Source organism: Leptospira gomenensis, from assembly GCF_004770155.1.
Lineage (GTDB): Bacteria > Spirochaetota > Leptospiria > Leptospirales > Leptospiraceae > Leptospira > Leptospira gomenensis.
Genome location: NZ_RQFA01000032.1, coordinates 200,567 through 213,932, shown reverse-complemented (window position 1 = coordinate 213,932; position 13,366 = coordinate 200,567). Strand labels below are relative to the sequence as shown.

The window sequence follows — 13,366 nt, the reverse complement described above, 5'->3', positions numbered from 1 at the left end:
TCGTTTAAGTCACCCGAAGAACTTCGTCGATGGTTGTGACCCCGTCGATCACCTTCCGGATTCCGTAGTCTTTCAAGGTTTTGAAATTATTCTCCGCGGCGATCTCGTTGAGTTTGCCCGCGTCGCTTCCATGTAGAATAGCCGTTTTCAAAGGAGAATCCACCAATAAAAGTTCGTAAATCCCGGTTCTTCCCTTAAATCCGGTTCCCATACAATGAGAACATCCCTTTCCTTTAAAAAGGACTCCGTTCTTTAGGGATTTTTTGGAAATGCCGATCGATTCCAGCTCGGTCGCCGTCGGTTTGTATGTTTCCTTACAATGAGCGCAAATGACTCGAACCAAACGTTGTGCCATAAAACCTAACACCGTTGAGGTGATGAGATACGGCTCGATTCCCATGTCGATCAAACGGGTGGCTGCGCTGGCGGCGTCGTTCGTGTGCAGCGTGGAGAATACAAGGTGACCGGTCAGCGACGCCTGGATCGCGATTCTGGCCGTTTCTTCGTCCCGAATTTCCCCCACCATGATCACGTCCGGATCCTGACGAAGGATGGCGCGTAATCCAGTGGCGAACGTAAGACCGATTTTTTCCTGCATCTGCATTTGGGAAATTCCCTCGATCTGGTATTCCACCGGATCCTCGCAGGTGATGATGTTTCTTTCCTCGGTGTTTAATTCGCTCAATGCCGAATAAAGCGTCGTGGACTTTCCGGAACCCGTAGGGCCGGTGACTAAGATGATTCCGTGCGGTTCGTAAATCAGGGAACGTAAGGTTTGGACCAATTCCGGATAAAATCCCATCGTATCGAGGGAATACTTCTGATCGGTCTTATTGAGAAGCCTCATTACGATTCTTTCGCCGAACTGACAGGGAATCGTGGAAACTCGAATGTCAATGTCCTTTCCCGCCAAACGAAGTTTGATACGACCGTCCTGCGGAAGTCTGTTTTCCGCGATGTTCAGATTGGACATGATTTTGATCCGGGAGGAAATTCCGGCGTGATAGGATTTAGGCGGACTCAGCACGTTATGCAAAATACCGTCCACGCGGTATCGAACCACGAGGGATTTTTCATACGGTTCGATGTGAATGTCCGACGCGCGTTCGTTTACGGCTTGGGAAAGGATGACGTTGACCATTTTGATGATGGGTGCGTCGTCGCTTAAATCCAGGGTTTCGTTTTCGAAGGCTTCGGCGAGTTCCGAAAAACTTCCTTCCATTTCGTTCAACATTTCCTTTGCTGCGGAGGAAGTGTTGTCGAAATGGGAATGGATGATCCTCATGATCTCCGGTTCGGGAGCGAGGACGAATTCCACGGAATAACCTCGTAAGAAGTTGCGCGCGTCGTCCATCGGATGAAGATCCGAAGGATCGGAAACCGCAATCCGTACGGTTTTTTTGGAAAGGGAAAACGGAACCAGTTTACTTCTTTGGATCAGCTTGAGAGGAATCTGAAGAAACACATCCTCCATTCCGGAGAAATCCAGTTTTTCACGAAATTCAAGATGATACAGTTTGGAAAGCGCACGGAGAATATCCGTTTCTCCTGCGATCCCTTTTTTTTGGATGATATGACTTAAGGGAAGGTTGTTCTTTTTTTGAACTTTGAGGGAATCTTCCAGATCTTTTTCGGATATGATCCCCTCTTCGATTAGGATGTCTCCGAGAGTTTTCACGGTCAGTCCCCTCTTTCTTTGATTTCTTTTTCTTTGTTGAGGATTCTTTCCCGCTCGAGTTCGTATCGTTCCTGTTGCATCTTCTTTTTCACGGTCATCTTATCCGCGTTTTCCCGGCTATCCAGGATATGCGGAGTGATGAATACCATCAGGTTGGTTTTTTTCACCTTTTCGGTGGTTCGTTTAAACAGATGACCGAGATACGGAATGTCGCCCAACAACGGAATTTTGATGATCCGTTTTTGTTTATCGTTGGAGATCAAACCCCCGATCACGATGGATTGGGTGTTTTCGATCGTAATCGAAGTTTTGATTTCTCTTCGATTGAAGGTGGGGTTTCCTCCGGCGAGAGCGATCTCGGCGATGTTTTTGATTTCCTGAAAGAGTTCGAGCGTAATCTTATTATTCTTGTTCACGTGCGGAGTGAATTTCAGTTTGATCCCCGTAGGTCGGTATTCGAAGTTGTCCACGGTTACCGCGTTTGCACCGCCCGTTCCCGCGTTCCTACTTTGGGTTCGTACCGGAACGTCCTGTCCAACGCTGATCTCGGCTTCCTGATTGTCCACGGTGAGAACCTGTGGAGCCGATAAAACGTTGAAGTTTTCATTTCCTTGGTTGGCGCTCAAAATACCGATGATCTGTTCGGAACCCGCCTTTAAAAATCCCAACGAAAAGCCGCTTAGAGTATTGATATTCGGGTTGATCTGTCCATTGGAATTGATGATGTTCGCTTCCTTCGATAAACCGGAATTGAATTGACCGAAAGCCTGTCCCTTGTATCTCCAGTCGATCCCAAAATCATTGAGATCGCTGGAGGTCAATTCTACGATCAGAACTTCTAGGAGAACCTGTTTTCTGGCGGAATCCAAAACCTTGATGATCTTTCGGATTTCGTTCCACTCCGAGTTCGTAGCCGTAACGATCACGGAGTTTGATTCCTTATGGCCGACCGCTTTGATTTTTTCCGCCTTAGGAGGAGCTTGTCCTTGCGCCCGTTTTTCCGGAGTGATATCTTCCGATTGAACGACCGGATTGTCCAGCTTCACCAAGGTCGCGGCGATTTTTTCCGCTTCGCTGTGTTCCAAGGTGTAAATATGAACGTCCCCCGCGGAGGAGACCGAACCCGGTGCCGTGTCTTCGAGTTTGAGATCCAACTCTGTAACAAGAGTCAACAATTTGTTGATATCCGCCGCGGAACCGGAAAGGACGATCGTATTCGTGTTCTTATAGACGATTACGTCCGTATTCGGAGAGGTGAGACGTTTTAAAATCGGTTCCAATTCCTCCGGCTTAACGTTTTCCACGGGAATGATCTGTGTGATCGTTCGATAATCCCCGACTTCGTTTTCGGGAATCAGATCCTTGCCGACCCGAACGACGGGGGAACGAGCCAGGGCATCCTTGATCTTAACGATGGAAATGAGATCCGGTTCTTCCACTACGCCGAAACCCAGAGATTCCAGGACGGATTTCATAAATACGAAGGCGTTTTTGATCGGAATTTCTTTTTGGGAAATAATCGTGATTTTTTTCCCTTTGAGGCTTTCGTCCAAAAGAATATTCTTTTTCAGAATTGCGCTCATTCCTTTGAGAAAGTCGTTGAGTTCGGTATCTCTCCAATTGGCGTAAAACGTGCGTTCCGCTGGTTCGTCGGCGGCGACGGACTTGGTTTTTACCGTGGTTTTTTTCTTATTCTGCGGAAAAATCGGCTTATCCCATACGAGAAGCACTAAAATAAGAATCGAAAAAACTCTGAAGATTGGAATATTTTGGGTTGTACCGGGCATTTTTTTAGTTTCTGATAATAAATTCGTAGGTGAGAATCTGGCTACCTCTTTCCACATCTACCGTAATCTTATCGGCAGTTTTTACGGCTCCCCAGATTTCTAACATTTTTTCCGTTTCGGTAAGCGGCATTCCGTTCACACGTTTGATCGTATCTCCGTTTCTTGCTCCCAGCGCATAGAATATATGATCGGGGGCTACGCTGTAAATTTTATAACCCGCGATTTTTCCGTTCACCAATGCGGGACCGAATCGTGCGTTCTTATACAAGGCGGCGGGATCTTTCAATTTTCGATTCACATCCTGTCGAGAAAGAACTTTCCGAACCGTGTCTCCGGTCGGAGTCTGTCCTTCTCCTTTCGGAGCTGCTTCGGCTCCCAGTTTGGCCCTGGCTTCTCCCGGTGTTTGTCCGATTTCCACTTTGAGCCCCACGCCGCCTTTTTCCAAAACGACGTAGTTCAGCGCGATCGAACGAACCTTATAACCTCCGACCGTTTCTCCGGTTGCAAATTCCTGAGAATCCGGTTTCCCTTTCTCCACGATCGTAACTCTGGCAAAGGACCAATGTCCGCTCAAGGTTCCCGTGACACGCATCTCTTCGCCTTCTCCGGTATCGGGCGGAGCGGTGGAAAGTTCGCCTTCCGTGGTAGGAATCTCTCCTGCTCGAGGAATCACCCCGCGAATTAAATTGCCTTGCACCATTTCCTCATACGAGGAAAGGGCGCGGTTGGAATCCGGATTGATCTTGTTGCGGATGGGAGTGGAACCGGAGCCGGTCGTTTGTACGCTCGGATTGAGAAACGCAAGAATGATAGCGCGGAGGAGATACGACAAAGAATACGAAAAAAACAAAATCACCGGGATCAGCGTATAGAATGTGTTCTTTCTCAGTTCTAAAAAAATCGCGTTCATGAAAGTTTCGGTTCGGTCGGACGGTGACTTCTAATTTTTTTTCCATCGAAACCCGGCCTTTGTAACGCGCGGTTTCGATTTCGTTTTTACAGTCGGGCGAATTTTCCGGGATCCAAAGGAGTTACGATTTTCAACGTTTTCCGTAAGGCCGCTTCCGGGTTGATCCGATTTCCGTTTAAAAAAACCTCGAAATGTAAATGCGGTCCCGTCGCGGATCCGGTTCTACCAACGGCACCTATGACCGTTCCCGCGCTCACTCTCGTTCCCTCTTCGATCGTAATTTTAGCGCAATGTGCATACATGGTTTTATAACCGTTTTCGTGATCGATGATGACCGTATTTCCGTATCCACCGTTGACTCCCGTAAAGGAAACGATCCCGTCCGCGGACGCTAAAATCGGCGCGCCCTGTGCTCCTCCGAAATCCAATCCGGAATGATAACCGCCGGAGCCGGTATGAAACGGATCCTTTCTACGACCGTACCGCGAAGTGATTTTTGCGTTTACCACGGGGCTTACGAAAACTTTACGAAATTCTACTTTTTCCCGACTTGCGTTTCGAACCTGAACCGGAATGGCGAGCGTTTGTCCTACTTGTAAGGTGGAATTTTTTTTCAAACCGTTTGCCGCGCTGATTTTTTGCGAGGAGGTTTTCATCAATCTCGCGATTTTCGAAAGATTGTCCTTTGCCTTGACGACGTAACTTTTATGAACGATGCCGCTGTGACTTACGATTTTGGAAGAGATGATTTTGTTGACGCTGATAAAACTCGGAAGTTCCAGATTGGATTTATCTTTGTGATAATTGAGGGAATATTTCTCTTCCTGCCAATTGTCCGGGGACTGGGAAAATAATTGTTTGATTTTCCGTTCTTCTTTATCCGTAAAAAAGGACGAATCCTTATTCGTGTATTCAGAAATCGCCGCGTCATAATTCTTCAAAGGGTCGGCCGAAAGGGACGACGAAAGGACCAAGGAAGAGATCAGAGGGAGTAAAAGAAGTTTTCCGTTCACCCTTTTACTATCGGAACGACGAACGGTCGATCTTGAACCCGCCCTGCGAGAGGTTTTACTTTTTCTTTTTGTATTCCACGAGTTCATTGGCAATCAGTCTATCCAGATCCTCAATCGTAATTTTTTTACCCGTGTATTCATCGTTGAGTTGATAGAGGATCATCCTCCCGATGGCGTATTCCCGCTTATGGTCTGCGGGATAACATTTGATCTTCACCATCGAAGGGGTGGATTCGATGTAGATCCGAACGAGCATTCCTTTTTTGAACGTCTCGTTGTTGGAAACCTTTTTGTCCTGAATCAGATAATAAATCTTATCCGCGTAGTATTCGTTCACCTTTGCGATGGAATCTTTGCGGATCAGTCGGTTCCCGCAACCGGCAAGCAAAAGAATGATTCCCGAAAGCAGGGAAACCGTGATACGAAACATTTCAGTGCAAAATTACAGAAGGCGAAGCTATTTGAAACTAGTTTTTTTGGGAAAAGCCGCGTAACCTTCCGTTTTTCGGCGAAAATATAAAATCTCGTCTGTTGATCCGCCTTTTTCGCTTTGTTCCGGCGAGAAACGTTTCCGGCCTTCGATCGATTTTTTTTCGAGAGTGCGTTCTTTTTTAAAAAAAAAGGTCTCTCGGGAGCGTTTCGGCTTCGGGAAGGAACCGGTTCCGGTAACGGAGGGCGCGATGGCCAACTCATGGATTTGTCTGACAGGAGCGAATTTGGAAGGACTGGAGGCCTTTCCGGTTTCGGTGGAAATCAACTTAAAGAGGGGAATTCCCCGTTTTATGATCACAGGCCTTGCGGCCCAGTCGATCCGGGAATCCGCCGAACGAGTGCGTGTCGCGTTAGACAACAGCGGCTATCATTGTCCGTTTCAAAACATACTCGTCAACCTTGCGCCGGCGGGCAGAAAGAAGGAAGGGACCCTACTCGACCTTCCGATCGCCTGTGGAGTATTGGCCGTTACCGATCAGATCTTCTCTTCCGGAAAATTGGATCGAACGGTACTTTTGGGAGAATTGGGATTGGACGGAAGTTTGAAACCGCTCCGCGGAGTTTTACCGATCTTGTCCGGAATTTCTTCCGAAAAATACGACACGGTCATTCTTCCGCGTCAGAACGAAGAAGAGGCCTCTCTTTTAAAAAAGTTCGAAGTGTTCGGAATTTCCCATTTACGGGAGTTGGAGGAGATCCTTGAAAATAAAAAAGCTCCGGTTCACAAATCCAGAATTCGAATTCTGGATCGCGAAACGGAAATGGAAACGGAATCCAAATTCGAATTGTATCAGGATCAGATGTTGGCGTTTCGAGCCCTACAAATTTGTGTTTCTGGTTGGCATCACCTGCTTCTTACGGGTCCTCCCGGAACGGGAAAAAGTCTTCTTGCAAGGATTGCGGGAAATTTACTACCTCCTCCGCAAGAATCGGAAGCATTAGATATTCTTAAAATACGGTCGGCGCAGTCGCCTTTGAAGGAACTCGTCGTAGAACGTCCCTATCGTTCTCCTCACCATACAACTTCCGATATTTCCCTTGTGGGAGGTTCCAGAGAATTGAGAATGGGAGAGGTAACGTTGGCGCATCGGGGTATTTTATTTTTGGATGAGATATCGGAATATAAATCGGGAGTACTCCAGACCTTACGCGAGCCGATGGAAGAAGGTCATATCACCGTTTCGCGAATATCGGGAAGTATCACCTACCCCGCGCAATTTCTTTTGATCGCCGCGGCCAATCCTTGTCCTTGCGGGTATTTCGGAGTGAAGGAGGGACAGTGTAAATGCGGGGAACAGAAGATCAAAAAATACCAAGCTCCGTATGCGGGTCCGTTTCGGGATCGGATTGATTTGGAAGTTCAGATGCACCCTTCCCTAAAAAAGGAACGCAAGAAAACTCTCGTGTCCTTGGAGGAATACAAGCTGAAGGCGAAACGGGCCGCAGAGATTCAATGGGAGCGGTATAAGGATCGGGAATATCTTTTTAACGGACAAATGCGCGGAGAAACGGTCAATCGCCTTTTGCGATTCGATCGTTCCTGCGAGGACGTGCTCGAACACGTTATGCGATCGGAACGTTTCAGCGTTCGAAAGTTGAATCAGATTCGGAAAGTGGCGAGGACGATCGCGGATTTGGAGGAGAAAGAAAGTGTGGAAGCGAAACACCTTCTCGAGGCCCTGAATTTCCAGAATGCCGGAAATAACGGAGAAAACAGGGCCATCGCTTAATTCCCGTTAAGCGAGAAGTCTATTTCGAAAGGAAGTGGGAGATCTCCATGGCGATTTTGTCTATGGCAAAATCGATGTAGGTGGGGTCTTCCAGTTTCCGTTTGTAATCTTCAAATTTTCGCTTTTTTACCGGCATTCCCCGCTTTCGGAGAATTACCGGATCCGGACCGAAGTCGTCTGACTCGGCCAGATTTCCTAAAATCGGGATGCTCTTCATGGTTACTTCCTTGTAACGATTTAAGGCTCTCTTCCTTGAGAACCCGCAGACAATTAAAGAATTCGGTGGATGTGAACGGTACCTTAATGAACAATTTCAAAAGAGATCCGGATAATATTCACATCCCTTTTCCGAGTTTATGGAGACCAGCGCAAAGGAGACAAAATGATTTCGCAAGGAAAGCCGTTCGATAAGATAACCGGACGCGGCCGTCCGCATGCGGTTTTGTTTGGAAGTAGTGAGAGAAAGGATCGGGTCGAATCCTGGAAATTCCTTCCAGTGTTTCACTTCCGTAAAATACAATATCTCGCCTTTCGTAGAAATTATGTCGATTTCGATCCGTCCATAACGGTAGTTTCGCTCTAAAATGGAGTGGCCGAGCGAAATCAGGAATTCGCAGGCGATCGATTCCCCTTCCTGTCCTTTCCGTTTACGAAAATCTACCAAAGAAAAATTAGGAAATAATTTCTTGAAAATCCACGGGTCTGGAAATGAAAAGGTTCGTTTCCCGCAACAAATCCACGAGGATTAGATTTCTCACCATGGAACCATATTCATCTTTTATAATGCGAATGCAGGGACGAATCGGTTTATCCGGATTAGGACCGAGAACTACGCCGATCCGTTTGTCCGAAAGTTCGACGCAAGATCCGACGGGATACAGGGAAAGATGTCCCAAAAGGGATCGAACCAGTTTGAGATCGAATTTTCCCACGTCCATGCTGATCATCGATTTGATCGCGTCGTGCGGAAGAATCTTTTTACGATGAGGACGATTGGTGACCAGAGCCGAAAAGTTGTCCGCGATCGCGTAGATTCTCGCTTGTTCCTCGATCGCGGTGCCGCTCAATTTCTGGGGATATCCGTTTCCGTCGTAACGTTCGTGGTGTTGTAGGGCTACGATCGCTAAGTTGTTTTTCAGTTTCATCCTTTGGGAAAGGATTTGGTATCCAAGAATCGTATGCTTCATAACGCTTTTGAATTCTTCGTCCGTAAGCTGTTCGTTTTTTTCCGAAACAGAAGAAGGAACCTTACACATACCGATGTCCGCGAGAAGACAGGAAATTCCCAAATCGAGCATTTTGGGTCTCGAATACTCCAACAACTTTCCCAAAATCAAAGAGTAGAACGTGGCGTTTGCGATCTGATTGTAGAGATAGTATCCCGTTGGATTGTTTGCGAGAATGAGATAGGAAATATTCTGATTGCTTCGGACGAAATCGGTAAGTTTTTCGGCGATTTCACGGACGGGAGCCACTTCCAAGGGTTTTTCGTCGAGTGTCTTTTTGAAAACATCCTGGAGGACCTGCGCAGTTTCCCGAAATAAATTTCCGAACGTTACTTTGATACGATTGAGATTATCGTAAACCGCTTTCAGAGGTTGTAGTTCCTCTTCCACGACTGTGTTTACGATGATGTCGTCGATGTTCGTCTCTAATTCGTCCGAATCGCGGTTTGCACCTAATTGAAGTATTTCCCCCGCGGTCATCACCTCTCGAATACCGAACTTATTCAAACGATCCAGATCGCTATCGGTGACGGGTGTGTTGGAGGTGATAAATAGATTTTCCTTATCTAAATAAACTGGTTTTGAAAAACGCATTCCCGGTTTGAGCTCGGATACGGCAAATTTTTTCATCGTTACGCTTTCCTTGTTCCGGAGTTCGGTTCCAATTCCAATATCATCGCGAAAATGGCTCCTACGGCTCGGTATAAATTCTCCGGAATTTCCTGTCCGACGGGAAGTTCGGAAAGCGATTCGGCGAGAATCGGATTTTTAAAGATAGGAACGGAATTTTTTTGAGCGAGGTTTCGGATCGTATCCCCGAGTAGACCCGAAGCCGAGGCCGTGATTACCGGAGCATCGTTTTTTTGGGGAATGAATTTCAACGCAACACTGATCATTTAAGCATTCCACTCCTTCCGAGTCACGAACGGTTTATAAGACAAATTATAACCCTTGTATTGTACGGATGACTCGGTCAGAATTCTCTTAAATGTTTCGGCGTTTTGGCAAGCGTGCAAGTACATTTTAAAATTATCGAAAGTGGCATGGATGAGTAAGTCTTCCCCGGAAATTTCCTTCCACACGAATAAAACAAGAGTCCTTCCGGTTTTTTCGGTTTGCACACGAAATAAAAATTTTTTCTCTTCTTGGTTCGAATCGAAAATTCCTTCCGCATTTCCATCCTTTACTTCCCAACGGAAGTACGGTAATTCCGCATTCCATTCTAAAAACGGATAATACGATTTCAAAATTTTGAAAATTGCGTTCTCCGGAGGAACTTCCTTGGATTCCAATCCGCCGATCTTTTCGGTCAATTCCAGAATTCCGGAATCCATGGGTTGTGATTTTGAGAGAAGAGAATCGAACGTCGAAACCTCGCGTTCTAAAATTTTGAGTTCGATTCCTTTTTTGCCCGATTGAACGACTAACGTTAAAACTTCGCCGGAAAACAAAGGATGATCCGTTTGTGCCCGAAATTTTTTACCGCCGATTCCAAGCCAAACACCGCCCGGGATTAATTCCAGAACGGTGGCCTTTGTTTTGGAATCCAAAGTCGGAAAAAAAGATTTTTCCAACGAAACGCCCGCACCTCCGGTATCCCGAAAATCGAGCAAACGTAGTTTCCCCACAGATGGATCCGCAGAAAGTTTCATCAAAATTTTCCGGTAAAACTTCTTCTATGAATATCGGAAAGTCCGTGCTTTCGAATCAACTCCTCGTGAACTTTTGTTCCGTATCCTTTGTGTTGTTCGAACTTATATTCGGGGAATCGTCTGGAAACGGAGACCATATAGCGGTCTCTGGCGACTTTGGCGAGGATGGACGCTGCGGCGATGCTAACGATTCTTAGGTCTCCTTTGGTATAAAACGAGACCCGGTTTTTCAGAAAGTTCCATTCCGGATAACGGTTGAAGTTATAATTTCCGTCGATCAAAAGTTGTAAGGGAATCGTAGAACCGGAATTCCGAATCGCTACCTTGGCGCACTTTCGAATTCCTTCCAAAACGGCGCGGTTGATCCCTTCTTTGTCGATGTAACGAGGACTTAAAAACGTTTGATAGGCGATCGATGCGTGTTCGAGAATTTCTGGAAAAAGCCCTTCCCGTTTTTTTTCGGAAATTTTTTTGGAATCGGTCAATCCGACGAGCAATCTACCTTCTAAAATTTGGGAAAACGTATTTTGAGAAAACGATACGAGGGCAACAGAAAGAGGCCCCGCATAAGGACCTCTGCCTGCTTCGTCGATTCCGCAGGGAATCGATTCGGAAAAGAACCGGAGTTCCTCCGGTTCAAATCGGTTGGGTTTCGCAAGATCCGGCAAACCGGATTATTCTGCCGCCGGAGTCGCCGCTTTTGTCGCTGCTGCGCTTTCCTGAAGTTGTCTTTTTCTGTCCTCGCTCACAAGGGCTTTACCACCTTTGAGCTCCTTGATACGAGCCGCTTTCCCGGCGAGGCTGCGGAGGTAATAAAGTTTGGATCTTCTTACCTTTCCTTTACGGATCAGTTCGATCTTTGCGATTCTGGGAGAAAAGAGAGGAAAAATTCTTTCTACACCGATATCATAGGAAACACGACGAACCGTGAAGGTTTTTCCGTTCGCTTCATTGGCGATGGAAATGACGACACCTTCGTAAACCTGAACCCTTTCTTTTCCGGATTCTACGATTTTGTAATGAACTTTCACAGTATCGCCCACTGCAAAATTCTGTTTTCTTTCCGCGTCGGATGTTAAAACTTCTCTTAAAAGTTGATTCATAATTTCCTCTCTCGATCCGGGTCGATCTTTTTTCTATTTTGTTCCCGCCACGCCAAAATCGAAGCGTGATTTCCGCTCAGAAGGACGTCAGGAACCTTCCATCCGTTGTATTCCGAAGGTTTCGTAAACTGCGGATATTCTAAGATATCCGGAAGGTTGTGGGATTCATCCAAAAGACTTTCCCCTGCCCCTAAAAAACCCGGAAGAAGTCTGGACACTGCATCCGCTATACAAATGCTTGCCAAATCCCCGGCAGATAATACATAATTTCCAAGGGACATTTCCATGTCAACTAGATGTTCCGCGACTCGGTGATCTACGCCTTCATAATATCCGGAAATGAACGTGATCGGTTTTCCGGCTTCTTTGAGTTGAGTGGCGATCCCTTGGTGGAATGGAATTCCGGAGGGAGAGGTTAAAATCACCGTTCCTTTTTCCTCACCCAAATGCAAAAGTGCTTTGTGAATCGGTTCCACGCGCAACAACATTCCCGGGCCTCCCCCGTAGATTGTGTCGTCTACACGATTGTGTTTGTTTCCTGAAAAATCGCGAAGTTGTACTACATTCACGGAAAAAACTCCGGATTCGATCGCCTTTTGTTGCAAGCCCTCGTTGAAGTAAGAACGGATTTTTTCGGGGAATAAGGTGATAAAATTAAATTTCATCCCAAACCTCCGGTTGAATCAGAAGAATCGTTTTTTGTTTTAAGTCGATCGTTCCCACGAAAGCGCCTACAAACGGGACCAAAACGTCCTCCTGATTCGGTCTGGAGAAAACTAAAATTTCATGAGCGGGATTTTCTTGGACGTCTTTGAGAATCCAATCTAAAGGTTGACCGGATTCATTCCGGGCCCGTAATCCGATCAGATCGGAGACGTAAAATTCATCCGGGACGGAAATATTCGGAAGCATTCGTTTGGGAAGAAAAAGAGTGGCTCCTACGAGTCGCTCCGCTTCTTCCGGAGTTGTAATTCCATCCAACCGAACGATAAATTTTCCGGAATGTTTTTGAATTTCGAGAAGCTGGATTTTTTTTTCCGGAAATTGTGGGTCCGGTTTTTTGAGTCGGAGATCTATGGGCAGGGCAATTTCGCTGAGAACGGTTTCTCGAACGTTCAAACGCAAAAACCCTTTGAGACCAAAGGGTTTTCCCAATTGACCGAGTGAAATCCACTCCTCAGTCAATGATTTCTAAGGAGAAGTTTTTGCCCGCTTTTACGGAAGCTGCGGTGAGAATCGCGCGTAAGGATTTCGCAATTCTTCCGTTTTTTCCGATGACTTTTCCCACGTCTTTCGGGGAAACTCTGAGTTCGATGATGTTTTGTTCGTCCCCTTCGATTTCCCGAATTACGATTTCATCCGGGAATTCAACCAGAGAAGCAACAATGTACTTCAGCAATTCTTCCATTACTTTTTAAGAGTTGTTTTGTATTCGGCCCAGATTCCGGCGTTTTTGAAAAGGTTTAAAACCGTTCCGGTTGGTTGCGCGCCGTTTTTCAGCCAAGTAAGGATTTTTTCTTTGTTGAACGTAGTCTGCTCTTTGATTTGCGCCGGATGGTAATGTCCCACGATATCCACGAATTTTCCGTCTCTCGGAGCTCTGCTGTCGGCGGCGACAATTCTATAATGAGGATCGTGTTTGGTTCCGGTTCTTTGTAATCTAAGCTTTACCAAGGGATCGTTTTCCTTTTTTCATTCTACGATTTCGAAACGCAAAGGTTCGAAAAAGAATGCATGATTTTTACCAATATTGTGCAATATGTCCCTCTGTCAAG

17 protein-coding genes are annotated in these 13,366 nt (G+C 46.3%); 1 reads left to right on the top strand and 16 read right to left on the bottom strand.

Features of this window, described 5'->3' with window-relative positions:
* Nucleotides 1–4 precede the first annotated feature (4 nt).
* From gspE to EHQ17_RS07630, 5 genes are all read right to left on the bottom strand, one after another.
* Nucleotides 5–1,678: a type II secretion system ATPase GspE gene (gene gspE, locus EHQ17_RS07650; RefSeq protein ID WP_135594196.1), complete on the bottom strand. Its 1,674-nt coding sequence runs from the start codon at nt 1,676–1,678 to the stop codon at nt 5–7.
* Nucleotides 1,679–1,680: 2 nt separating this feature from the next.
* Nucleotides 1,681–3,465: a type II secretion system secretin GspD gene (gene gspD / locus EHQ17_RS07645; protein WP_135594194.1), complete on the bottom strand. Its 1,785-nt coding sequence runs from the start codon at nt 3,463–3,465 to the stop codon at nt 1,681–1,683.
* 4 nt (nt 3,466–3,469) lie between these two features.
* Nucleotides 3,470–4,375 carry a general secretion pathway protein GspC gene (locus tag EHQ17_RS07640; protein ID WP_135594192.1) on the bottom strand — a complete coding sequence of 302 codons (906 nt, stop codon included), beginning with the start codon at nt 4,373–4,375 and terminating at the stop codon, nt 3,470–3,472.
* Nucleotides 4,376–4,461: 86 nt separating this feature from the next.
* Nucleotides 4,462–5,475: a peptidoglycan DD-metalloendopeptidase family protein gene (locus EHQ17_RS07635; RefSeq protein WP_135594190.1), complete on the bottom strand. Its 1,014-nt coding sequence runs from the start codon at nt 5,473–5,475 to the stop codon at nt 4,462–4,464.
* Complete coding sequence (locus EHQ17_RS07630; protein ID WP_135594188.1) at nt 5,444–5,818, bottom strand: type II secretion system-associated lipoprotein; 375 nt, start codon at nt 5,816–5,818, stop codon at nt 5,444–5,446. The genes EHQ17_RS07635 and EHQ17_RS07630 overlap by 32 nt, the downstream gene beginning before the upstream one ends.
* A gap of 250 nt (nt 5,819–6,068) precedes the next feature.
* Between EHQ17_RS07630 and EHQ17_RS07625 the strand changes: the two genes are divergently transcribed.
* The gene (locus EHQ17_RS07625) at nt 6,069–7,610 is read left to right on the top strand and encodes a YifB family Mg chelatase-like AAA ATPase (RefSeq protein ID WP_135594186.1); all 1,542 of its coding nucleotides are present in this window, start codon (nt 6,069–6,071) and stop codon (nt 7,608–7,610) included.
* Nucleotides 7,611–7,629: 19 nt separating this feature from the next.
* Here the strand turns inward: EHQ17_RS07625 and EHQ17_RS07620 are convergent, their stop codons facing one another.
* The 11 genes from EHQ17_RS07620 to rpsP all read right to left on the bottom strand — a co-directional run bounded on the left by EHQ17_RS07620 (nt 7,630) and on the right by rpsP (nt 13,265).
* Nucleotides 7,630–7,827, bottom strand: a complete 198-nt coding sequence (locus EHQ17_RS07620) for a hypothetical protein (protein WP_100748088.1) — start codon at nt 7,825–7,827, stop codon at nt 7,630–7,632.
* A gap of 96 nt (nt 7,828–7,923) precedes the next feature.
* Nucleotides 7,924–8,274, bottom strand: a complete 351-nt coding sequence (locus EHQ17_RS07615) for a YraN family protein (RefSeq protein WP_135594184.1) — start codon at nt 8,272–8,274, stop codon at nt 7,924–7,926.
* A gap of 7 nt (nt 8,275–8,281) precedes the next feature.
* The gene (locus EHQ17_RS07610) at nt 8,282–9,466 is read right to left on the bottom strand and encodes an HD-GYP domain-containing protein (RefSeq protein WP_135594182.1); all 1,185 of its coding nucleotides are present in this window, start codon (nt 9,464–9,466) and stop codon (nt 8,282–8,284) included.
* A 2-nt stretch (nt 9,467–9,468) separates the two neighbouring features.
* Nucleotides 9,469–9,732 carry an EscU/YscU/HrcU family type III secretion system export apparatus switch protein gene (locus EHQ17_RS07605; RefSeq protein WP_135594180.1) on the bottom strand — a complete coding sequence of 88 codons (264 nt, stop codon included), beginning with the start codon at nt 9,730–9,732 and terminating at the stop codon, nt 9,469–9,471.
* Nucleotides 9,733–10,488, bottom strand: coding sequence for a hypothetical protein (locus EHQ17_RS07600; protein WP_135594178.1), 756 nt, complete (start codon nt 10,486–10,488; stop codon nt 9,733–9,735).
* A complete protein-coding gene (locus EHQ17_RS07595) occupies nt 10,488–11,156 on the bottom strand; it encodes a ribonuclease HII (protein WP_135594176.1) in 669 nt (222 codons plus the stop codon). The genes EHQ17_RS07600 and EHQ17_RS07595 overlap by 1 nt, the downstream gene beginning before the upstream one ends.
* Before the next feature lie 6 nt (nt 11,157–11,162).
* Nucleotides 11,163–11,591, bottom strand: coding sequence for a 50S ribosomal protein L19 (rplS, locus tag EHQ17_RS07590; RefSeq protein ID WP_135594174.1), 429 nt, complete (start codon nt 11,589–11,591; stop codon nt 11,163–11,165).
* Nucleotides 11,588–12,256, bottom strand: coding sequence for a tRNA (guanosine(37)-N1)-methyltransferase TrmD (trmD, locus tag EHQ17_RS07585; RefSeq protein WP_135594172.1), 669 nt, complete (start codon nt 12,254–12,256; stop codon nt 11,588–11,590). The genes rplS and trmD overlap by 4 nt, the downstream gene beginning before the upstream one ends.
* A complete protein-coding gene (gene rimM / locus EHQ17_RS07580) occupies nt 12,246–12,776 on the bottom strand; it encodes a ribosome maturation factor RimM (protein WP_135594170.1) in 531 nt (176 codons plus the stop codon). The genes trmD and rimM overlap by 11 nt, the downstream gene beginning before the upstream one ends.
* Nucleotides 12,769–12,999, bottom strand: a complete 231-nt coding sequence (locus EHQ17_RS07575; protein ID WP_135594168.1) for a KH domain-containing protein — start codon at nt 12,997–12,999, stop codon at nt 12,769–12,771. The genes rimM and EHQ17_RS07575 overlap by 8 nt, the downstream gene beginning before the upstream one ends.
* A complete protein-coding gene (gene rpsP / locus EHQ17_RS07570) occupies nt 12,999–13,265 on the bottom strand; it encodes a 30S ribosomal protein S16 (RefSeq protein WP_002176633.1) in 267 nt (88 codons plus the stop codon). Before rpsP ends, EHQ17_RS07575 begins: the two co-directional genes overlap by 1 nt.
* Nucleotides 13,266–13,366: the final 101 nt, after the last annotated feature.